Below are 20,179 nucleotides of genomic sequence, written 5' to 3'. Positions count from 1 at the left end.
ATTTATTTTTCCGAAGCAGATGAAACAGCGTTAGCGTGTGTAACGTATTGCGCTCCGTTATTGATGGCAGGAGAAAAACGCTGATGTGCCATCAGATAGCTGTCAATTCTGGGGTCCCGCAACATATCCAGTTCTGCGACTTTTTTATCGCTGCCTTGTACAAGTTGGGCAGGCTGTCTGGTCTGCTCATTTGCTGCCAGGGTATTGGCGCTCTGATTGCCGCTATGATTGGCTAACTGAACATTACCCGAGGTTACCGCTCGGCTGCTGATCTGACTCGCAGTATCAGGCTTAGTCTGGAAAGACTGCAATTGCGGGATCATGATAAAAGCAAACACAGCAGCGGCCGCCATACTGGCCACGGCTGCATAAGCGCCGAGGAACTTGTGTTTTCTTTGCTTGTCCTTAGCATCTGCTTTTTGCATGGCCGCTGGAGCCAGGATGACCGGTTCAGCATTCAATTTTGCAGAAAACCGCTGAGAGAAATCAGCACTAAAAGTGACCGCCAATTCTTCTGAACGCAGTACATCGCCGATCTGGTGATAAATTTCCCAGGCATCCTTGCTTTCTGCTTCATTTAAACTCGCAAGCAGGGAATCCAGTTGAGCATCACTCAATTCGCCATCTGCCATGGCTGAAATGCTCTCGTGTTGATTTGTGCTTTTGTTCATCATTTTCACCTTTTACCACTATTTTTAAATTCGTTTGCACTGCTTTTCATTTGGATACAGACTTTGACCCATGCTTTACCAGCGTTGTTCCAGTGTCGTACCCAACAAGGGTCGCAATTTCTCTGCTATCGCTTCTCGCGCCCTGAATATTCTGCTTCTGACTGTCCCTATCGGACATAGCATGACTTCTGCAATTTCATCGTAGCTCAAGCCTTCTATCTCCCGCAGGGTGATTGCATTACGCAATTCTTCTGGCAGAGTGGACATGGCCGAATTCACGGTTTCAGCTATCTGCTTGCTCGCCAGCAAGGATTCTGGCGTATTAATATCTCTCAAGCCATCTGCATCAACAAAGGACTCCGCTTCATCCACATCAGATTCTGTCGATGTGGGGGCTCTGCGCCCTTGCGTAACCAGATGATTTTTCGCGGTATTTACCCCAATACGGTACAACCAGGTATAAAACGCTGATTCGCCACGAAAATTCGGTAATGCCCTGTACGCTTTGATAAATGCTTCCTGTACTACATCTTCCGCTTCTGCGTGGTCATAGACGAGCCGGGACACGAGCCGCATTAATTTCCTTTGATATTTGGAAACCAGAAGCTCGAATGCTTTTTTGTCACCACGCTGGACGCGCTCAACCAATAGCTGATCAATTTCGCGTTCTGTCGTCACTCATTCGTTCCTAAATTTGCATGGGAAGAGAAAAGCCCTTCCCAAATGCATGTTATTACCGTCAACATACGCGATTTATATACTGTCAGAGTCCGCATGATTCCTAAAAGTTCCTCAGCAGAAGTAAAATTCACGTCAACTCGCCTGATGTTGACTAATCCATATCAAGCTCACTCTTAATGCCTGGAATGCAGCAGGGCTCAATGAATCTGGCAGTATAAGCAACTTATGTTCCTTACCAGCTTCATCAAGCAAAAAAATTGATAAAAAGTATGGCCAAATACGGGTTTTGTGACTTAAACGCACATTCAACCCCGTCAGCGGTCCAGCTTTCCTCCTCCGTAAGTCCTTGTGCACTTCTTTTTCGAGCAATAGATGCAATACGATGTCCCCCGTCGCAGAAATACTCAGTTGCCGGCTTTGTTGCACGCGCTGCCAATATTTGAAAACAAGATAGCAGTTGCTGCAAAATGAACTGGCGACAATCATGCAAATAAACACGAACGACATTGCCTTGTAGCTCAATAAAAGCCAGATACTCAGATGCACCAATGCCAGCATGCAAATACATGCCGTTAGTAGCGTGCGTGAAGCGCGGGTGATTATATGTAGCGCTATCGTCATGGCAAAAAAAATGGCACTTCATTCCATCAGAAATGAAGTGCCAAGGCTAATTTTTTAAAATCAGACTTTTGCAAATATCAGCGTGCCATTCGTTCCACCGAAGCCGAACGAATTTTTCATCGCATAATCTATGCGCATATCACGTGCAACATTTGCACAATAATCGAGATCACAAGCCGGATCCTGATTAATGATATTCATGGTCGGTGGTGAAACCTGGTTGTGCAGAGCGAGAACCGTGAACAAGGATTCCAGACCACCAGCACCACCCAGTAAATGCCCAGTCATCGACTTGGTCGAATTGATGGTCATTTTGTATGCATGGTCGGCAAAGGTAGCCTTGATTGCGTCCGTTTCGTTCTGATCACCAATGGATGTAGATGTACCGTGTGCATTCAGATAGCTGATTTGCTCAGGGTTAATCTCGGCATCTTTCATGGCATTGATCATGCTGCGGCGTGGACCATCCATGGTCGGCGTCGTGATGTGATAAGCATCACCGCTCATGCCAAATCCTATGACTTCCGCATATATCCTGGCGCCGCGCGCCTTGGCATGCTCGTATTCTTCGAGCACCATGACGCCAGCCCCCTCACCCAGGACAAAGCCGTCACGGTCCTTATCCCATGGACGAGATGCTGTAGCAGGATCGTCATTCCTGGTAGAGAGTGCTCTTGCCGAAGCAAAACCACCCAGACCCAGAGGAGAAATCGTTGATTCGGCACCACCGGCAATCATTACATCAGCATCGCCGTACTCAATCATGCGCGCCGCAGAACCTATGCAATGCAGGCCGGTCGTACAAGCCGTGACTATGGAAAGATTTGGGCCCTTCAAGCCATACTTGATCGACAGATTGCCAGAAATCATATTGATGATCGAGGCTGGAACAAAGAAAGGACTGATGCGGCGTGGTCCACGCGCCATCAGTGTTTCCTTGGTTTCCTCGATCAAGGGCAAACCGCCAATACCGGAACCTACGATGACACCAATACGTTCTGCATTTTCTTCGGTGACAGCAAGACCAGAGTCTTGAAACGCCTGCATCCCTGCGGCAATGCCGTAGTGGATAAAGGTGTCCATATTGCGCGCTTCTTTTGCCGGAATATAATCCTCGACATTGAAGCCCTTCACCTCGCCCGCAAAATGCGTAGTGAAAGGAGTTGCATCAAATTTGGTAATCGTTGCGATGCCGGATTTACCTGAAGTGATGGCACTCCAGGCATCTGCAACGGTATTGCCAACTGGCGAAATACAACCGAGCCCGGTTACAACGACTCGACGTTTAAGCGAACGACTCAAGCGTTTCTCCTGGATTTGAAAAAGTTTGACTATTAAGCCTTCAAATGGGCTTTAGCGTAGTCAATCGCTTGCTGAACAGTAGTGATTTTCTCTGCTTGTTCGTCAGGGATTTCCATTTCGAATTCGTCTTCGAGTGCCATCACCAGCTCAACTGTGTCCAAAGAGTCTGCACCCAAATCATCTACGAAAGAAGATTCGATTTTGATGTCAGCTTCAGCGACGCCCAGTTGTTCAGCGACGATTTTCTTAACGCGTTGTTCGATATCGGACATGTGTGTCTCCAGTGAAAAAATCAAAAAAATAAGGGCCTACAGAAAGTGCGCGCATTTTAGCAGGTTTGTGAGCAAAAAAAGCAAGCCTCTGATCCTCGGCAACAACTCCTGCTATTTTCGTCGAAGTTGCCTATAAAAATCAACAAAATGATTAGGCGAGGTACATCCCACCATTCACATGCAATGTCGTGCCAGTGATATAACCTGCATCTGGCGATGCCAAAAACACTGTTGCTGCGGCAATATCTTCCGGCCGGCCGAGTTTGGCGAGTGGAATTTGCTGCAAAATTGCCGCTTTCTGGTCGTCATTCAAAGCCCGGGTCATGTCAGTATCGATAAAGCCGGGAGCAATACAGTTAACGGTAATATTGCGGCTGCCGATTTCTCTTGCCAGAGCGCGACTCATACCAGCCACTCCTGCTTTGGCAGCAGCATAGTTCATTTGCCCAGGATTGCCAGAAGAGCCCACCACCGAGGTAATATTGATGATACGGCCATGTTTGGCCTTCATCATGCCGCGCAATACAGCACGCGACAAACGCGCAACAGAAGTCAGGTTGGTAGAGATAACACTATCCCACTCCTCTTCCTTCATGCGCATGGCCAATTGATCCTGGGTAATGCCAGCGTTATTAACCAGGATGGAGAGGCTGCCAAATTCCTTCTGGATTTCATCTACCAAGCCATTTGCGCGCTCTACGTCATTGACATTGAACGCAACACCCTTACCAGCACCTGGAGCCAATTCTTCCAGATAAGCGGTAATTGCCGCGGCACCTGATTCTGTCGTTGCCGTACCTATGACTTTGGCGCCAGCCTTGGCAAGGCCAATGGCAATTGCCTTACCAATACCACGGGATGCTCCAGTGACCAATGCCACCTGATTTTCCAATTGTTGTGTCATTTCAAGAGTTCCAATACTTTTTCCAAACTTGCCTGATCAAATACAGTATCACCTGTCAATTCGCCCTGAATGCGCTTGGTCAGGCCGGTCAAGACCTTGCCTGGACCGCACTCAATCACATGGCTAATGCCATCAGCATGCATCTTGTTAATAGTTTCCACCCAACGCACCGGACGCGCCGCCTGCCTGACCAAGGCATCCTTGATGGCTGCAACATCATTCACGATTGCAACATCAACATTATTAATCAATGGGATTGCCGGTGCAGAAAACGGAATGCCAGCCAGATACTCACTCAACTTATCCGATGCAGGCTTGAGCAAGGATGAGTGAAACGGCGCAGACACCGACAAAGGCAAGGCACGCTTGGCCCCTTTTGCCTTGGCAATTTCACAAGCGCGATCCACACCGGCTTTACTGCCAGCAATGACAACTTGCGCTGGCGCATTAAAATTGACGGCCTCAACCACTTCCCCTGGCATGGCAACCACTGCCTCTGCACAAGCTGCCAGCACCTCCTCATCCGACAAGCCAAGAATAGCGGCCATGCCGCCCTGCCCCACCGGTACAGCATCTTGCATGGCTTGCGCACGGAAACGCACCATAGGTACCGCATCCCTGAACGCGATAACACCGGCAGCGACTAACGCCGAATACTCGCCCAGACTATGCCCGGCCACCAGCCTGGGCGCTGCTCCACCTGCGGCGATCCAGGCACGGTAGCAAGCTACGGCTGCTGTCAACATGACAGGCTGGGTATTAGTGGTCAGATCCAGCGCTTCTTTTGGACCCTCATTAATCATCTTGCCCAAATCCAGTTGCAGTGCATCAGATGCTTCAGCAACGGTTTGTTGCACGACAGGATTATCAGCAAAGCCATTCAACATGCCTATCGCTTGCGAACCCTGCCCTGGGAATACAAATGCAAATTGCGTCATTTCTTATCTCTAATGTTTATTATTGATTGCCCAACTCTCGTTCGGGAACACTCACATCTTTACGATGGCCGCGCCCCAGGTAAAACCACCACCTACACCTTCCAGCATCACTGTATGACCAGGCTTGACCCGGCCATCACGCACCGCCAGATCCAGTGCCAGCGGTATCGACGCGGCAGAGGTATTACCATGCTGATCAACCGTGACCACCACCCTATCCATAGGCATGCGCATTTTTTTTGCGGTGCTTTGCATGATGCGTATGTTCGCCTGGTGCGGAATCAGCCAGTCGATCTGGTCTGTCGTCATGCCTGCGATTTCCAGTGCTTCATTGGCGACTTTTTCCAGCAAATTAACCGCCAGTTTGAAGACAGCCTGACCATCCATATACAAAAATGCGCTACCCTCAACTACACCACTCTGCACATTGCCTGGCACACATAAAATATTGGCATAGCTGCCATCAGCATGCAATTTGGTGGCGAGCACCCCCGGCTCTTCTGAGCGGGACATGATGATCGCACCAGCGCCATCACCAAACAGTACACAGGTAGTGCGATCTTCAAAATTCAGGATACGGGAAAATACCTCAGCACCGATCACCAGCACATTTTTATGGTTGCCCGCCTTGATCATGCTATCAGCGATAGACATGGCATACATGAAGCCACTACATACCGCCTGCACATCAACAGCCGCGCCGCCATTCGTGATACCTAGCTTGTTTTGCACTACGCATGCAGTACTAGGGAAGCCGCCGAGAAAATCAGGGGTCGAAGTAGCCAACACGATCAGGTCAATATCGTTGGCTTGCATCTTTGCAGCATCAAGCGCACGCTTTGCAGCTTCCACTGCCATATCACTGGTTGCAACAGAAGGCTCAGCATAGTGACGGAAAGAAATCCCACTGCGGGAAAATATCCATTCGTCCGAGGTTTCGATTCCCTTCGCCGCCAGTTGATCCGTTAATTCCTGATTGCTTACTTTTTGGGGGGCAAATAACTGCCAGTCCCTTTAATTTTGCTATAGAAAGTCATGCAGTTTTCTGTACCAAGAGTTCATTGTTGTCCGGAGCGACTACCTCAGCAACTGCGTCAGCATCTGCCATTGGCATCAGTTTCGCCATTGAAGTCGCAATGCGTGACAATACATCATTTTTCGCAGCATCGAATGCGCGCTGTATTGCCCACTCATAACTATACTTGTCTGCGCTACCGTGGCTCTTAAATACCAGGCCACGCAAGCCCAGCAAACTGCCGCCATTGTAGTTGGATGGATTCATCGTGCGCGAAATGGATTTCAAGGCGCCGCGCGCAAAGATGGCTCCCAGAATATTCAGTGGATTACTCTTGAAGGCAGCCGTCAGGGTGATCTTCACAAAGCGCCCCATCCCCTCAGCCGCCTTCAGGGTGACATTGCCGACAAAACCGTCGCAGACGACAATATCGGTCGTGCCTTCAAAAATGTCATTACCTTCGACATTGCCATAAAAATTCAACAGGCCGCGCTCATGATCTGCACGCAATAATTGCGCCGTTTTCTTGACGACATCATTGCCCTTGATATCTTCCTCCCCAACATTCAACAGGCCTATGCTCGGTTTATCTTTACCTTCCAGGGCAGATACCAGGGCCGAACCCATGATGGCAAACTGGTGCAGATGCAAAGGTTCGCAATCGACATTTGCCCCCAGGTCAAGCATGTAGGTGGGAAGATTTTTTTGGTTCGGTAAAATGCTGCAAATTGCCGGGCGGTCAACGCCCGACATGGTTTTCAACACGTAACGGGAAACGGCCATCAATGCCCCGGTATTACCGGCAGAAACGCAAGCTTGCGCAGCCCCTTCTTTGACCTGACTGATGGCGACACGCATGGAGGAATCTTTCTTGCGGCGCAAGGCAACCTCTATCGGATCATCCATCTCCACCACTTCTGTGGCATTGATAATTTTCAAACGTGCATGCCCACTGGCATGAAGCTTTTTCAGCTCGGCCTGTATAACGGGCTCAGAACCCACCAGGAGAAATTCGACATCAGGTTCGCGATTGGCAAAAGCAACTGCTGCTGCCACTGTAACCGCAGGGCCATGATCTCCGCCCATGCAGTCTATGGAAATTTTAATTGTCATGTAGTGATACGAAACTTCAATCCGAAACAGCTAGTGTATCAAACCGGGACAGACATCACCCCGAATTAATTCTTGCAAAAGCAGGATTATCTCAAAAATCCAAAGACTCACCACCAACAATTCAACCAAAAAGCAAATTAGACGCCTGTCTAATTCTGCAAGTATGCTCTACTCAAGAAAGCACAGGAAAGTTAACGCAAAAAAGCGGCGGCAAGTCAGGGACTCGTCACGCCGCTTTTTCACCAGGAACAGGGATTACTCGTCGTTCTTGGTTTTCAATACTTTACGACCACGGTAAAAGCCGTTAGGGCTGATGTGGTGACGCAGATGTGTTTCACCAGTTGTTGGCTCGATACCCAGTTGTGGTGCAACCAGGAAATCGTGGGAACGGTGCATGCCACGCTTGGATGGGGACTTTTTGTTTTGTTGAACTGCCATGATAACTCCTAATACTTCAAAAAATGTTTCTAAAATTTAACACGCCTGGTTGAAGAATGCGAACATCGCCAACCAAGAATCCCTAACAATACTTCGACCTGAGTGTTTTTTCAGAATAATGCCACTAGGTACGCCCATTAATTTTCTTCAGCACGGCAAAAGGTGATTCTTTTTTGCCGACTTCCGCGTCAATCGCTGCAGTAGTATCTGCTGAAGCCAACGGTAAATCCGGGCATACTGCATGTTTGGGCGATTGGGGTATTGCCAGTAGCACCTCATCCTCTATCAACTCCATGACATTGAATGTTTTACTACCCACTACAACATCGACCTCGTCATCTTCGAGCAATGCTTCAATTTCATCAGCATTTTCTTCGTTTTTGGCGAGTATCAATATGGATTCAGAGTCAATATCAAATGCAAACGGCGTCAAACAGCGCTGACACATCAACTGTACCGTGCCATTCACAGATAACTCCAACTGTGCATGACCCAGCTTGCCTTTACCACCTTGCAGAGACCAGTTCAAGGCACCTTCGGTGTTTGCACTTTCTTCTGACAGGCGAGGCAAATCTGCGACTAAAATGCTTCCCGAACGCTGCTCTTCGAGCCGGGAGAACGTGAAAGCGTCAATCACAAATACTTGCATAGGATTATTTGAACCCAGAAAACCTGCGATAATAACAGGATTACACCTAAGTAGTCAAAGAATTGGCGTGATTTTTTCATGCCATGACGATGAAAATCATGGGAAATGTTTTCACAATGCAAAGAAAAATACAAGCCGCCAGGCTGATACTGGCATCCAGCTCTGTTTACCGCCGTGAATTGTTATCCAGACTGCAATTCGATTTCGAAAGTATAGCACCTGAACTCGACGAAAGCCCTGCGGCCGGAGAAAGCCCGAGCAAACAGCCCTGCGATTGGCGCAACAAAAGGCTGAGGTGATAGCCAAAAGTCAGCCAGAGGCCATTATTATAGGTTCAGACCAGGTCGCAACACTGGATGGCCTGCAAATTGGCAAGCCCGGCAATCATGAAGCCGCTTTAGCGCAGTTACAGCTCATGCGCGGGCGGGATGTAGCATTTCATACCGCCTTGTGCGTCCTGGACAACCGTCAACAGGCAGCCTTTCCCCTACAAATTCGGGATGTCTGCACGATGGTCAGGTTCAGGGACTTAAGCGATGTTGAACTCGAGGCCTACTTACGCATAGAACAACCTTATGATTGCGCAGGCAGCGCCAAGAATGAGGGCCTGGGTATCGCCATCATAGAAAGCATCAATAGTGATGACCCGACAGCGCTGACTGGCCTGCCGCTTATTGCCCTGACCAGCATGTTGCGCAATACTGGTCTGAGCTTCTTCAATCTTTGAATTGATCACTTCATTCATCGCAATAAATAAAAAATTAAAACTCCATGACAGGCACGCTCTATCTAATCCCCAATACCCTGGGTCTGAACGAAGATCAGCAAGTTAATTTACTTGCCGGCATCATCCCTGACACCGTACAAAAAATGACGGCCGAACTCAGTCATTTTGTCGCTGAAAATGCCAAAACCACGCGCGCTTATCTGAAATACCTGTCACAGGCACACCCTCTTCAAAAAGCCATGCAGGAAATCCAGATCAGCGAGTTGAATATCAACACCCCTGCGCAAGCACTGGAAGGCCTGTTACAACCCCTACTACAAGGTCATGATGTGGGCTTGATATCTGAAGCTGGTGTGCCTGCCGTTGCTGATCCTGGCGCTAACCTGGTCAGGCTCGCTCATCAGCGCAATATCAAGGTGCGCCCACTGGTTGGTCCCTCCTCGCTACTGCTGGCTTTGATGGGCAGTGGACTGAACGGCCAGAGCTTTGCCTTTCATGGCTATTTGCCGACAGATGCCGCGCCGCGTGCAAAGCGCATTAAAGAACTCGAAGAAAGATCAAAAAAAGAGAAGCAGACACAGCTACTCATAGAAACTCCTTACCGCAATGCTGCCATGCTGGAAGCATTGAGCAATCACTGTAATCCAGGCACCCTGATATGCGTCGCAACAGATTTGAGCCTGAACACAGAATCACTGCAAACAAAAACCGCGGCTGAATGGAAAAGCAGTTTAAACAAGCAGCAAGGTCCTGATTTTCATAAAAAACCGACAGTTTTTTTATTCTTGAGCAATTAAAAAGTGCACGACCGGTCAATTTTTTCTATTTGCGCTAAGATGTCTTTTTTCTGGAGGAATGCACATGCTGAATTTTGATTTTTATAACCCCACACAAATCCTGTTTGGCAAAGGACGCATAGCCGACCTGAATAAAGCCATCCCGGCTGAAGCTCATGTGTTGATGCTGTATGGTGGTGGCAGCATCAAACAAAATGGCGTCTATGATGAAGTCATCGCTGCACTTGGCACACGCCAAGTGACAGAATTTACTGGCATAGAACCAAATCCCAGCTATGAAACCCTGATGAAGGCTGTTGAACTTATCAAGCAAAACAAGATAGACTTTTTGCTTGCAGTTGGCGGCGGTTCTGTCATCGATGGCACCAAATTCATCGCTGCTGCAGCCTTGTTTGAGGGTGATGACCCCTGGATCATCATGGAAAAACGTGGCAATAACGTGACCAAGGCCATGCCATTTGGCAGCGTACTGACTTTGCCTGCCACTGGCTCCGAAATGAATAACGGCGGCGTTGTCACCCGTAAATCCATCAAGGCAAAAATGGCTTTCTCCAGCCGTCATTGCTTCCCGCAATTCTCGGTACTGGACCCGACTAAAACTTACACTTTGCCAGTGCGCCAGATAGGCAATGGTGCCGTTGATGCCTTTGTCCACATAATGGAACAGTACCTGACCTACCCGGTGAATTCGCCAGTGCAAGACCGGTTTGCTGAAGGCCTGTTGCTGACACTGATAGAAGAAGGCCCGAAGGCCCTGGCGAATCCAGAAGATTACGATGTGCGCGCCAATCTGATGTGGTGCGCCACCATGGCCCTTAATGGCCTGATCTCGACCGGCGTGCCGCAAGACTGGGCCACGCATATGATAGGTCACGAACTGACCGCCTTGCATAACATTGATCACGCTCAAACCCTGGCCATCGTGCTGCCTAGCATGCTGCGCGTGCGCAAGGAAGGTAAACGGGCAAAGCTGCTGCAATTTACCGAACGCGTCTGGGGATTGCGCGATGGAGACGAAGACAGCCGCATAGAAACGGCCATCAGCCGAATGCAGGATTACTTTGAGCAAATGGGTGTCAAAACCCGCCTCAGCGACTATCAACTCGGCCGCGACGATATTGCACCTATTCTGTCTGCACTGGAAACCCATCGCATGGTCAGTCTGGGTGAAAAGCGTGATGTGACTTTGGATATCAGCCGCCAGGTTCTAGAACTGAGTCTGTAATATCCCTCTAAATGGCATTGCTCACGCCCCTGCGTAATGCAGTGTGAGCAATGCCCATCAACAATATGAACCTGACAAACTTTCGCGTCCGCGGCTCCCGACGCTTCCACTCTCCGGTTGAAAGACTTTACCACGCCTATAAAAGGCCGCACATGATTATTGCCCGGTGCAATCGCTGCGAACACCATATCTCGTTCAGGCCAAATGAAATTCTGGGCATGGTCTTCGACGAGCAATCGGGAGGTTACACCTTACTCAAAGGCGATATCTGCGGCGCGATAAAGGGGCGCGGCGCCTGCACCAATTGTGGATACATCACCAATTTAATCCATTGGCCACAAGCAGCCTATATTCAGGTTACGGTACCAGGCGGCATGGTCTGGGCATGGAGCCAGGATCTGTTGTCTGCACTCCGCGCACGAATCGGCGGCGATAAAGTCCAACTCAGACGCATGCTTTTAGGCAATCCCGATTTGGCAAGATTTGTCAACAGAATTCCAAAAGCGGCACTACTGACAAAAAACCGGGCTCGCCTGCTATATAAATTGAAAGAGTTTGAAAGAGAATTAAGCAAATAACATTTGCGCCAGTTACGATGTGTATTAACCACATCCTCATCTCGCCTCATAGTGCCCAATCCAAGTCCGAGCCCGCTTGCCCAACCCGTCACTTACGATATTCCTACACGTGCGAAGAGAAGAGGTTTACATATCTACGCACAAAAAAGTGACATATTGATTACTCCAGACTAGAAGTCACATTCTAGAAAAAGTGCTAAGACTTTGTTTTGTTACCATGTTAAAAAGTCAATGCGCTGAAATTATTTAATTTCCATTAGTTGCACATGCCTGCCACCACTCCAATTTTCGCTCTGCAGGGAATAGGAGTGGTGGCTACATGTATTTCAGCGGTCTCAGTTTCGCTCCTTTTTACAAATCAAACCTGAAGGACGTTCCATGAAATCCGTTTTCAAACTGGCTGCCGTCACTGCCCTGCTCTGTTGCCTTACCCCTGCACATGCTTTCTTGCAAGAGACTCATCGCCGTATCGCTATTGATGCCGTCAACTTCATGAAAAACAATCCCGACAAAACCAACTACAAAGCACTGGCTAGTGGCTTGGCGCGGGCAGGTATTACCGTGGATCAGTTCGCCACGGCCATGGGCCAGGGTGCCTATGATGTTGATGATTTTGCGGATACTTATATTTGCGGTGCCGTGACCGGCGATTGCCAGTTGGCACCCATCTGGGGCGCAGCACAAAGTATCGTCAAATATACTTCTTACTGGCATTTCCAAAACCATACCGCTGGCCCTGATGTGCATGGCAATCCATTTGGTGGCTATAACTATGCCAAACTCACTGTCGCTGGCGATGTGGATAATCTGGCAGCGTCCTGGCTGGTCGGCGATTATCTTGATGATGGCCCTGGCGGCATGAAGGGCTGGTTTGGCGACAATAGCAAGTACAACACTTACGGCGTCACCGAAGCGCATTACCGTCTGGGCGGCTACTCCACACCCAGTCAGTATGCTGATTTTGAAAAAATCCCATTCCAGCCCATAGACAACCTGGCGCAATACTGGTTTCAGCAATTTTTGAGCAGCCCCAGCCTGCAAAGTCTGGGGTTTGTCATGCATTCCACCGACTTGCTGCAACCTCATCACACCTGGACTACATCAGCTCGCAATCATTCAGGCTGGGAGCAATGGGTCAGCAGCTATTACGATAGCCAACAACTGAATGACCCAGCTCTGGTTGCCGCAGCAATGGCTGACTTCACTCCCCTGGCTGCAAATGCGACCGACATACGTCAGTTGCTGACACAGGGTGGCACATATTCATACCAAAACGGTGGCATCGTACTCTCCTCCACCGACCAGAATGACCGCGCCCGCGTTGGTCGCCTGGTAGTGCCGCACGCCATTGCCATGATGGTTCATGTATTGAACCGCGCTGCCAACCGTCTCAATAGTTGAGGTTAACATGTACAGACCAGGTCATAGCCTGCAATGGAGTATACGTATTACAGGCTGTTGCCTGTCTGTACTGTGCCTGACAATATCTGCCGCCGTGGCGGTAGATATTGCCCCGGCAACGAAACTGAATCAAGTAGCACTGCAACCAGAGCTGGCCGCACATCTCAATGGCGCACCGGTTTACAGGCTGACACTGGACGTGCTTACCCAGATGGCGCAATTGGAGAAACCCAAAACCAGAAGCACTGACATCCTTGATAACATCATCAATAATCGTCTGCTCACTGACAAAATGCGTAGCCAGTTTTCTGATGAAGAACTGCAAGCGTCACGGCGGGTAGCCTTTGAACCTGATGTGGTGCTGGATAATCAGTTAAGCGGTTATTTGCGCACCGTTTATCGCAAGGATCTGGAAGCTTCGATCAGCAAGCTTCCGGGCGGCAAGCTAGATGCACTGATTCAGGAGCAGGGCAAGCTGGGAGAAGATGAACTGAACACTGTTTTCGGCACTAGGAATAGAGTGATACTCGATTACACCCTGGGCACAGCCCAACAGGCTGCCGCCGCACAAGTGACCGTCCTGCGCTGCAACTTTGCAGCCGCTACCAGCATCAGCCTTTATGACGTGTTCCGCCGCCAGAATGTGCAAGGGCGAGTAGAGTTTTTTAACCGCAACCGTGACTTCATACGCCAGCAAGCCCAGCTTTATCTGGCCAACCGGTATGTGCTTGACTGGGCGCGCCTGCGTTTTGGCGAAGCGGCACTCAAGGATTTGCGGCAGGCAGTTGAAGAGCAAAATTCAGTCAGAGCCATCAAGAGTCTGCATGGCATAGGCGCTGATACCGATTCAGAGAGCCGACTTTTAAACCAGCTCGCTGCCGAGGTAAAACCAAAAGAAGTGTCAGTTTATTTCCGTAACCACAAGGAAGAATTTAAACGCATTGTTTCTGTCAGATCACGCCATATCCGCCTCGACAATGAAGTACAGGCAAGGCAGGTTGCCGAACTGGCGCGCCAGGGCAGCAATTTTGCCAGTCTGGCACAGCAATTTTCCACTGCAGCGGATGCCCGGCAAGGCGGTGACATGGGCATGATTGCACACAACGGGCAATTGTCCTGGCTGGAGCAATTGGCTTACATGCAGGAGCCAGGCAAAGTGTCCGCCCCTATTCGCGCCGCCGTTGCACCTGATGAGAAAGCCCATTGGGAAATCGTGCTCGTGGAACAACGCAACGAAGGCTACCAGGACCCAAGCTCAGAAGAAGTACGTTATCAAGCCAGCCGGGCACTGGCGCAGGAAAAAGCGATTCGTCAGCTGACTGATCTGCAAACGCAATTACGTAAAAACGCAAGAATTGACGTTAATAAAACCGTACTGACAAATTAATTGAAATTGTGAGGTAATGTACTTATGAACAAAGGCATACTCATTGCAATGACCATCCTTGCAACTGCAACACTGATGATCTGGCAACTTTGGCCACAAGCTGAAGATGGCCAAGCCAGTCACCCAGAAGCAGTTTCCACATTAAGCACCACCTCAACCGGCAAACCTGAGCAGATGCGGACATCTTCCTGGCCGCCACCATTTCCTGAATCGATAGAGGAGAGAAAATTTGTTCCACTACTACCTACTGGGCCCGAGCTTTCTGCGGCCCAGAGCCTGGTAGCCACCCGCGATGGCGATCCGCGCACGCCGCCCATCCAGCATGAGGATGCGATGCAGGAAACACCCACGGCGGCCGAACTTGCTGATACCAAGGCTTACCAGCAATATGAAGCCAGACAAAATAGCCGCCTGTATGCTGCCTATGTGAAAGCCGCGAATGAAGAAATACCACGCCTGCGTGAAGCGATAGTCCGGGCGCGCGATATGGGCATTCCTGCCGCAGAAATTGCCAAGGGCGAAGAAAAACTACGCCGCATCACGGCCATGCAAGGTCAAATGCTTGCCGAGCACCCGGAGCTGCAAAATACTGCAACTGCAAAGGACGGTCAGAAATGAAGTATTTAAATTCAAATCGAAAGATATCGACTTGATACGGTGTCTTGTCGGGCCCGAAATGACACATAAGCATGCCGAATTAAATTGCAACAAGAACTCAATCCGGCGTTGGGATTTATTTCTTGACTGTTTTTTGAATATGACAATTCGCATCGAGGAAACGCATGGCCCCGGTGTAATTGGTATCCCAGTCATCCATTAAATAATTACCTGCTTCTTCGACGAAATTATTCCAGTCTTCCAGCAAACCTTCCTGCTTTTCGTGAGGTGCTGCTGTTTTAATCCAGTCTGTTGCCAGCTGAGGATTAAAGCCCTGATCACGGAATTTCTTCACCAGGCTTTTTGCGGTCTTTTCTGGTAAAGTCGTTTTAGGTGGTATTTCACCAGTAATGCAAACGAACAGGGTAATGAGTGAATCAATATCGGTTTTACCCTTGGTCAGTTTGGTCCACTCCTTGGACACCAGGGCATCGTATTCAGAAGTATCTTCGACTTCATGGTCGCGCAAATAGTAGCGGTCCTTGAGCTCAAATACCAGCCTGTCGAGAGATGCTGATTTATCCTGCAGACGCGGCAAATCATGGGATTTGATCTCACCCATTATGCGCTCGACGATGGAATGAAATTTCTCAGGGATATCAGCCAGATCAATGGCTGACTGAGCTTTCTTCAACTTCGCCGCAGTAAATGTGCGAATAGCATCGATCAGGCTAGCGAACTCTATCTGGTTTTGCAGTGTCGCATCAGGCCTGCCAAACATTTGCAACAACAAGGCAGTGCGGACTACGGAGACAGCCTCGACATCTTCTTCTTTCAGATAACTGGCAGATAAACCCAGCTCTTCACCAAACCAGTAGCCAGCCTCGATTTCCAGCGCATTCATTTGCCGGTGTTCGAGCGTGTTCCTGTATTCAATCGGCTTTTCCTTGAGTGACCAAGCTTCCAGAAAATCTTCTACCTTGCCCTTGGCCTCGTGGCCCAATAAGGCATATTCCGGCATGGCGAACAAGGTTTTCAACAAGCTTGATCCGCCGCGTGACAAAGTCAGAAAGGTGTTATCGCGTATCATCTTGGCAGCCAGCTCAAGGTCACCCTTTGTGGTCTCGATCAGATACAAACTAGCCAGGTTGACGATACGTTTGCGTGCCGCTTCAATTTCAGGACGCAGGTATTTACTGCCAAAAGTATCCGCTATCTGCACCATGCCTTTTGGGGCTTCTGCCTCAATCGCAGCAATCTTGGTGGTGGAAATAATCGCCTTTTGCACGCCATAACGCAGCGCCGATTCAAAATAGGGGCGATTATCAAGCAGGGCAATTTCAAAAGTATTTTCAGGCATAAATACCAGAATAGAAGCAGGCTATGGAAATGAAAGGCAGGCAGAAAAAATCCTGCCTGCCACGTGCATCAAAATAACATCAACAATTACAATGCCGACTCTTCGTCATCATCCTTGTCGTCGCCATCATCATTGTTTTTAGGGCGTTCTTCCTGCTCTTCTTCAGTGCCGCCCTCGCCGCCTTCCAATAATTCGTCTTGCGCCAGGCTCGCTTGGTAAGCTTTGTAACGCGCACGCAATTTCATCAACACTTCGCGAAAGATTTCTGGCAATTCATAACGCAGGATGTAAGTCACCTGCATCCAGTCATGATCTTCCAGATTTGCCATGTCCAAAGGCGATGCCAGACTCTCGGTGTCACGCGTCAAATTGAGTAAATCATCATCACGTGCCTGGGTTTTGTTGTCGTCACCGTATTCATACAAGTCGAAAGTCGCGTAGCGGTAAAAATGCTCTACCATTTGCGCCCTGTCGAGCAGGTAATCGACGAGAGCGTCATAGCCGCCCTCCACTTCGGCGATTTCATACAAAAATTCTGCCGGGTCAGCACCTTCGCGGAAAATGACGGAATTGACCATGCCACGCAATTGCTCATGGGTCTGGTCGCCATAGCGACGTTCCAGCACCACTGCCTGGGCAAATTGTTCAGGCGTGACCAGCAAGTTCACCAAAGACTCTTTCGATGCATCGTATTCGCGGATAATCGCCAACAAATCCTTGGCAGGGAATTCATCTAGGGCAGCGACAAGTGCTTTGTCGCCTTCGGTTTCGGCCAGATTGGCCAGTGCATGTTCAGCACCGGCGATGTCACCCGCCTTGACCAGGCTTTGGGCTTCGATTAATGCAGGATAATTCATCTGTACTCCTTATTCTTTACGGTCAAAACCTTGCTCAGCCAACCAGTCTGCACCGGCTTCGCCCAGATCATAATCATCACCATCATCACCGTCATCGCGACCATGCCTACCATATTGGCCATCAAGATCGCCATGTTCTTTCAGCCCTTCATTTTCCTCATTGGCTTCTTTATCCTCATCATCGTCAGCACCAGCAGCATCGCTGGCACCAGCTTTACGCGTAGTATTGCTACGGTTCAGATATTCCAGTGCTGCCGCCGTCACCAGGAAAGCTTCGCCGTCAGGGTCTTTCAGGACGATGCGGCTCAGTGGTTCAGCCCAAGGTTCCAGCTTGACTGCTGCAGACAGAGTTTTCCAGGATGGGAATTTGCCCGCTTCTTTGGTAATCAATGATTCCATCGTCAATGGATTCATGAAGATGAAGCCCTGATGGAAAGCCACTGCCAACATTTCAGGGTTGCTGGCCATCATGGGCAGCAACATGGGCAATTGTTCAGCCTTTTCACGCAACCTGGCCTTGAGCACGTTTTTACCCTCGGAATCGGATTTCAAATCCTCCAATTCAGCTTTATAGAGCGGAATAATATCTTCAAAAAAACGTGACAATTTCACTGCAATACTCCTGATAAATAGTTTTTCCAGATTTCAGTCGCTGTCTCGATAGGAGAGTCCAGCAAATTGCGCCTGCGATTTTCATCATAGGCAGTACGTGCCGCCTCATCCGACAAAATATCGTAAGCTTCTTTGACCGCATGGAATTTTTCCGGCGCCAGTTCAGAATCATTTCTGTCTGGATGAAACTCTGCAGCCTTTTGACGAAACGCCTTCTTGACGTCTGCCAGACTCGCATTGGTGGCAATACCGAGAATAAAATAATAGTCTTTCATACACACCCTTGGCTTGCACTTGGACTTGAATTGACACTGCAGATCAGCAGCGAAGAACAAGGGAAACCATGTACATGATTTCCCTTTGCAGGAACAAGCCAGAATTCAGCTATTCCTGTGCATGCATCTTAATGGTGATGACCGTGCTCACCATGCACGTGACCGTGCACAACTTCTTCATCAGTGGCTTCACGAACTTCCAGAACCTCTGCATCGAAACGTATGGTCATGCCAGCAAGGGGATGGTTACCATCGACAGTGACCACGCCTGCATCGATGGCAGTAACGCGGAACTGCATGGTTTCTCCAGTTTCTGGCTCACGTGTTTCAAACATCATGCCAACTTCGATATCAGGAGGGAAAGCGCTAATATCTTCTTCACGCACAAATTCTGGATCAAATTCGCCAAAGCCTTCTTCTGGCGCCAAAGTTACAGAGACTTTGTCGCCAACGGCTTTGCCGTCCAGCGCGGCTTCAACTGCTGGCAAAATATTATCATATCCACCATGCAAATAAACGATGGGCTGCTGATTCTGGTCTATAACCTCGCCCTCAGCACTGAACATAGTGTAATTCAAAGTGACAGCGGTATTTTGTGTGATTTGCATGACAAATAAATAGAGTAATTGCGCATTATTGCGACAAGATTGAAATGAGAGACCCATAAGTGGCCCAGATAACTAGCCATATATAGCCTATAAGCACCCATTTCAATAGGCTAACCGCGTATTGTAGCAGAGCTACTCCCTATTGTTTGCGTTTGCGATCTTTGTTCTTTTATCTCTTCCGTTCGAGATACTTTTTCTCCAGGAGACGCTAAGTGTTTGGCTTCGCGTGGTTATCGCGCAATCTTATTTGCTATTAGGCAATAAAAAACCGCCAGCGGCGGTTTTAAAAGCGAAACGGGATTGATGAAGGCCTCTCAAACACCAATTTTTTCAAGCATGGTACCCAGTTCACGCAAAGCTGGTTCCAGCTTGGGGTGCTGTGCGGCAAATTTTGCGGACAGTGCCTGCGAGCGTTCACTCAAGGCCGCGAACACAGGGTCATCATGACTCTGCGTAGTCGCCAGGACATGTTGGATATCCTCATTCAATTTCTCCAGCAAGGACTTCAATTCATCATCAACCGCTTCAGTACTTGCCAGTTCTTGATGCAACAGGCCCAGCAAATGTTTCAATTGTTCTTGTTTCATATCTTATCTCCTTGATGGAACATTCTTAGCTTTTTGCAGCTTACTTGCAGTTTAGTTGCTGACTCGCGGAAACACCAGTACCACTGCTTCGGCTGCTATACCCTCTTCCCTACCCAGGTAACCAAGACGCTCATTGGTTTTTGCCTTGACATTGACCTGGCCGATATCAACCTGCATATCCTCTGCAATATTTGCAACCATGCCTGCAATATGCGGTGCCATCTTCGGTGCCTGGGCAATGATGGTGGCATCCAGATTGCCCACCTCATAACCTGCGGCATGAATACGTTTGACAGCCTCACGCAATAAAACACGCGAATCGGCACCGGCAAAACGGGTATCGGTATCCGGAAAGTGCCTGCCTATATCACCCAGAGCCACTGAACCAAACAGCGCATCGGTAATAGCATGCAATAACACATCCGCATCTGAATGCCCAAGCAAACCTGTGGTGTGCGGGATAGTCACCCCACCAATAATCATTTTGCGCCCGGGCACCAGTGCATGACAGTCATAACCTTGACCTATTCTGAACGGTAACATCTTATTTTGCATCAAGCTTCC

23 protein-coding genes and 2 pseudogenes are annotated in these 20,179 nt (G+C 49.1%); 7 read left to right on the top strand and 18 right to left on the bottom strand.

The window, feature by feature from the left end; translation table 11 throughout:
* Positions 1-2: 2 nt before the first annotated feature.
* From UNDKW_RS12295 to UNDKW_RS12245, 11 genes and pseudogenes are all read right to left on the bottom strand, one after another.
* Positions 3-671: a sigma-E factor negative regulatory protein gene (locus UNDKW_RS12295; protein ID WP_162058917.1), complete on the bottom strand. Its 669-nt coding sequence runs from the start codon at positions 669-671 to the stop codon at positions 3-5.
* Between the two features lie 75 nt (positions 672-746).
* Positions 747-1,349: an RNA polymerase sigma factor RpoE gene (rpoE, locus tag UNDKW_RS12290; RefSeq protein ID WP_162041316.1), complete on the bottom strand. Its 603-nt coding sequence runs from the start codon at positions 1,347-1,349 to the stop codon at positions 747-749.
* 135 nt (positions 1,350-1,484) lie between these two features.
* Positions 1,485-1,973: a protein YgfX gene (locus UNDKW_RS12285; RefSeq protein ID WP_162058916.1), complete on the bottom strand. Its 489-nt coding sequence runs from the start codon at positions 1,971-1,973 to the stop codon at positions 1,485-1,487.
* A gap of 60 nt (positions 1,974-2,033) precedes the next feature.
* Positions 2,034-3,275, bottom strand: coding sequence for a beta-ketoacyl-ACP synthase II (gene fabF / locus UNDKW_RS12280; RefSeq protein WP_162041314.1), 1,242 nt, complete (start codon positions 3,273-3,275; stop codon positions 2,034-2,036).
* 32 nt (positions 3,276-3,307) lie between these two features.
* Positions 3,308-3,547: an acyl carrier protein gene (gene acpP / locus UNDKW_RS12275; RefSeq protein WP_110253556.1), complete on the bottom strand. Its 240-nt coding sequence runs from the start codon at positions 3,545-3,547 to the stop codon at positions 3,308-3,310.
* A 151-nt stretch (positions 3,548-3,698) separates the two neighbouring features.
* Positions 3,699-4,451 carry a 3-oxoacyl-ACP reductase FabG gene (gene fabG / locus UNDKW_RS12270; RefSeq protein ID WP_162058915.1) on the bottom strand — a complete coding sequence of 251 codons (753 nt, stop codon included), beginning with the start codon at positions 4,449-4,451 and terminating at the stop codon, positions 3,699-3,701.
* Entirely contained in the window at positions 4,448-5,389 is a 942-nt protein-coding gene (gene fabD, locus UNDKW_RS12265; RefSeq protein WP_162058914.1) for an ACP S-malonyltransferase, read from the bottom strand. The genes fabG and fabD overlap by 4 nt, the downstream gene beginning before the upstream one ends.
* 51 nt (positions 5,390-5,440) lie before the next feature.
* Positions 5,441-6,426, bottom strand: a pseudogene (locus UNDKW_RS12260) (beta-ketoacyl-ACP synthase III).
* Positions 6,423-7,517 (bottom strand): phosphate acyltransferase PlsX, encoded by a 1,095-nt coding sequence (gene plsX / locus UNDKW_RS12255; RefSeq protein WP_162058913.1) that lies wholly within the window; start codon positions 7,515-7,517, stop codon positions 6,423-6,425. The pseudogene UNDKW_RS12260 and the gene plsX overlap by 4 nt, the downstream one beginning before the upstream one ends.
* Positions 7,518-7,772: 255 nt before the next feature.
* On the bottom strand, positions 7,773-7,955 hold the full coding sequence (gene rpmF / locus UNDKW_RS12250) for a 50S ribosomal protein L32 (protein ID WP_008449924.1): 183 nt from the start codon (positions 7,953-7,955) through the stop codon (positions 7,773-7,775).
* Between the two features lie 124 nt (positions 7,956-8,079).
* Complete coding sequence (locus tag UNDKW_RS12245; RefSeq protein ID WP_174247586.1) at positions 8,080-8,604, bottom strand: DUF177 domain-containing protein; 525 nt, start codon at positions 8,602-8,604, stop codon at positions 8,080-8,082.
* A gap of 116 nt (positions 8,605-8,720) precedes the next feature.
* Here UNDKW_RS12245 and UNDKW_RS12240 point away from each other — a divergent pair.
* The 7 genes and pseudogenes from UNDKW_RS12240 to UNDKW_RS12210 all read left to right on the top strand — a co-directional run bounded on the left by UNDKW_RS12240 (position 8,721) and on the right by UNDKW_RS12210 (position 15,337).
* Positions 8,721-9,331, top strand: a pseudogene (locus UNDKW_RS12240) (Maf-like protein).
* Between the two features lie 44 nt (positions 9,332-9,375).
* A complete protein-coding gene (locus UNDKW_RS12235) occupies positions 9,376-10,128 on the top strand; it encodes an SAM-dependent methyltransferase (protein ID WP_162058912.1) in 753 nt (250 codons plus the stop codon).
* A gap of 64 nt (positions 10,129-10,192) precedes the next feature.
* A complete protein-coding gene (locus tag UNDKW_RS12230) occupies positions 10,193-11,353 on the top strand; it encodes an iron-containing alcohol dehydrogenase (protein ID WP_162058911.1) in 1,161 nt (386 codons plus the stop codon).
* Positions 11,354-11,403: 50 nt separating this feature from the next.
* Complete coding sequence (locus UNDKW_RS12225) at positions 11,404-11,931, top strand: hypothetical protein (protein WP_162058910.1); 528 nt, start codon at positions 11,404-11,406, stop codon at positions 11,929-11,931.
* Between the two features lie 378 nt (positions 11,932-12,309).
* On the top strand, positions 12,310-13,332 hold the full coding sequence (locus tag UNDKW_RS12220; protein ID WP_162058909.1) for a phospholipase: 1,023 nt from the start codon (positions 12,310-12,312) through the stop codon (positions 13,330-13,332).
* 7 nt (positions 13,333-13,339) lie between these two features.
* Positions 13,340-14,719 carry a peptidylprolyl isomerase gene (locus UNDKW_RS12215; RefSeq protein WP_162058908.1) on the top strand — a complete coding sequence of 460 codons (1,380 nt, stop codon included), beginning with the start codon at positions 13,340-13,342 and terminating at the stop codon, positions 14,717-14,719.
* 24 nt (positions 14,720-14,743) lie between these two features.
* Positions 14,744-15,337 carry a hypothetical protein gene (locus tag UNDKW_RS12210; RefSeq protein WP_162058907.1) on the top strand — a complete coding sequence of 198 codons (594 nt, stop codon included), beginning with the start codon at positions 14,744-14,746 and terminating at the stop codon, positions 15,335-15,337.
* A gap of 115 nt (positions 15,338-15,452) precedes the next feature.
* Here the strand turns inward: UNDKW_RS12210 and UNDKW_RS12205 are convergent, their stop codons facing one another.
* The 7 genes from UNDKW_RS12205 to ispF form a co-directional block, all read right to left on the bottom strand.
* On the bottom strand, positions 15,453-16,676 hold the full coding sequence (locus tag UNDKW_RS12205) for a hypothetical protein (RefSeq protein WP_162058906.1): 1,224 nt from the start codon (positions 16,674-16,676) through the stop codon (positions 15,453-15,455).
* An 86-nt stretch (positions 16,677-16,762) separates the two neighbouring features.
* Positions 16,763-17,533 carry a hypothetical protein gene (locus UNDKW_RS12200; RefSeq protein WP_162058905.1) on the bottom strand — a complete coding sequence of 257 codons (771 nt, stop codon included), beginning with the start codon at positions 17,531-17,533 and terminating at the stop codon, positions 16,763-16,765.
* A 9-nt stretch (positions 17,534-17,542) separates the two neighbouring features.
* A complete protein-coding gene (locus tag UNDKW_RS12195) occupies positions 17,543-18,145 on the bottom strand; it encodes a hypothetical protein (protein WP_162058904.1) in 603 nt (200 codons plus the stop codon).
* Positions 18,142-18,420, bottom strand: a complete 279-nt coding sequence (locus tag UNDKW_RS12190) for a DnaJ domain-containing protein (RefSeq protein WP_110253570.1) — start codon at positions 18,418-18,420, stop codon at positions 18,142-18,144. The genes UNDKW_RS12195 and UNDKW_RS12190 overlap by 4 nt, the downstream gene beginning before the upstream one ends.
* Positions 18,421-18,548: 128 nt before the next feature.
* The gene (locus UNDKW_RS12185) at positions 18,549-19,028 is read right to left on the bottom strand and encodes a peptidylprolyl isomerase (RefSeq protein ID WP_110253571.1); all 480 of its coding nucleotides are present in this window, start codon (positions 19,026-19,028) and stop codon (positions 18,549-18,551) included.
* Between the two features lie 314 nt (positions 19,029-19,342).
* Positions 19,343-19,615 carry a DUF4404 family protein gene (locus tag UNDKW_RS12180; RefSeq protein WP_162058903.1) on the bottom strand — a complete coding sequence of 91 codons (273 nt, stop codon included), beginning with the start codon at positions 19,613-19,615 and terminating at the stop codon, positions 19,343-19,345.
* A 51-nt stretch (positions 19,616-19,666) separates the two neighbouring features.
* Entirely contained in the window at positions 19,667-20,170 is a 504-nt protein-coding gene (gene ispF, locus UNDKW_RS12175; RefSeq protein ID WP_232063355.1) for a 2-C-methyl-D-erythritol 2,4-cyclodiphosphate synthase, read from the bottom strand.
* Between the last annotated feature and the right edge of the window lie 9 nt (positions 20,171-20,179).

The organism is Undibacterium sp. KW1 (assembly GCF_009937955.1).
Classification (GTDB): Bacteria; Pseudomonadota; Gammaproteobacteria; order Burkholderiales; family Burkholderiaceae_D; genus Undibacterium.
The sequence above is the reverse complement of the archived record's forward strand: the minus strand, read 5'-3'. Positions and strand labels throughout refer to the sequence as shown.

What these genes read in the sequence shown, in the direction of transcription:
- UNDKW_RS12295 (WP_162058917.1), bottom strand. Translation starts at nt 671, where the DNA reads ATGAACAAAAGCACAAATCAACACGAGAGCATTTCAGCCATGGCAGAT.
- UNDKW_RS12285 (WP_162058916.1), bottom strand. Translation starts at nt 1,973, where the DNA reads ATGACGATAGCGCTACATATAATCACCCGCGCTTCACGCACGCTACTA.
- acpP (WP_110253556.1), bottom strand. Translation starts at nt 3,547, where the DNA reads ATGTCCGATATCGAACAACGCGTTAAGAAAATCGTCGCTGAACAACTG.
- fabG (WP_162058915.1), bottom strand. Translation starts at nt 4,451, where the DNA reads ATGACACAACAATTGGAAAATCAGGTGGCATTGGTCACTGGAGCATCC.
- fabD (WP_162058914.1), bottom strand. Translation starts at nt 5,389, where the DNA reads ATGACGCAATTTGCATTTGTATTCCCAGGGCAGGGTTCGCAAGCGATA.
- plsX (WP_162058913.1), bottom strand. Translation starts at nt 7,517, where the DNA reads ATGACAATTAAAATTTCCATAGACTGCATGGGCGGAGATCATGGCCCT.
- rpmF (WP_008449924.1), bottom strand. Translation starts at nt 7,955, where the DNA reads ATGGCAGTTCAACAAAACAAAAAGTCCCCATCCAAGCGTGGCATGCAC.
- UNDKW_RS12245 (WP_174247586.1), bottom strand. Translation starts at nt 8,604, where the DNA reads ATGCAAGTATTTGTGATTGACGCTTTCACGTTCTCCCGGCTCGAAGAG.
- UNDKW_RS12235 (WP_162058912.1), top strand. Translation starts at nt 9,376, where the DNA reads ATGACAGGCACGCTCTATCTAATCCCCAATACCCTGGGTCTGAACGAA.
- UNDKW_RS12230 (WP_162058911.1), top strand. Translation starts at nt 10,193, where the DNA reads ATGCTGAATTTTGATTTTTATAACCCCACACAAATCCTGTTTGGCAAA.
- UNDKW_RS12225 (WP_162058910.1), top strand. Translation starts at nt 11,404, where the DNA reads ATGCCCATCAACAATATGAACCTGACAAACTTTCGCGTCCGCGGCTCC.
- UNDKW_RS12220 (WP_162058909.1), top strand. Translation starts at nt 12,310, where the DNA reads ATGAAATCCGTTTTCAAACTGGCTGCCGTCACTGCCCTGCTCTGTTGC.
- UNDKW_RS12215 (WP_162058908.1), top strand. Translation starts at nt 13,340, where the DNA reads ATGTACAGACCAGGTCATAGCCTGCAATGGAGTATACGTATTACAGGC.
- UNDKW_RS12210 (WP_162058907.1), top strand. Translation starts at nt 14,744, where the DNA reads ATGAACAAAGGCATACTCATTGCAATGACCATCCTTGCAACTGCAACA.
- UNDKW_RS12205 (WP_162058906.1), bottom strand. Translation starts at nt 16,676, where the DNA reads ATGCCTGAAAATACTTTTGAAATTGCCCTGCTTGATAATCGCCCCTAT.
- UNDKW_RS12200 (WP_162058905.1), bottom strand. Translation starts at nt 17,533, where the DNA reads ATGAATTATCCTGCATTAATCGAAGCCCAAAGCCTGGTCAAGGCGGGT.
- UNDKW_RS12190 (WP_110253570.1), bottom strand. Translation starts at nt 18,420, where the DNA reads ATGAAAGACTATTATTTTATTCTCGGTATTGCCACCAATGCGAGTCTG.
- UNDKW_RS12185 (WP_110253571.1), bottom strand. Translation starts at nt 19,028, where the DNA reads ATGCAAATCACACAAAATACCGCTGTCACTTTGAATTACACTATGTTC.
- UNDKW_RS12180 (WP_162058903.1), bottom strand. Translation starts at nt 19,615, where the DNA reads ATGAAACAAGAACAATTGAAACATTTGCTGGGCCTGTTGCATCAAGAA.
- ispF (WP_232063355.1), bottom strand. Translation starts at nt 20,170, where the DNA reads ATGCAAAATAAGATGTTACCGTTCAGAATAGGTCAAGGTTATGACTGT.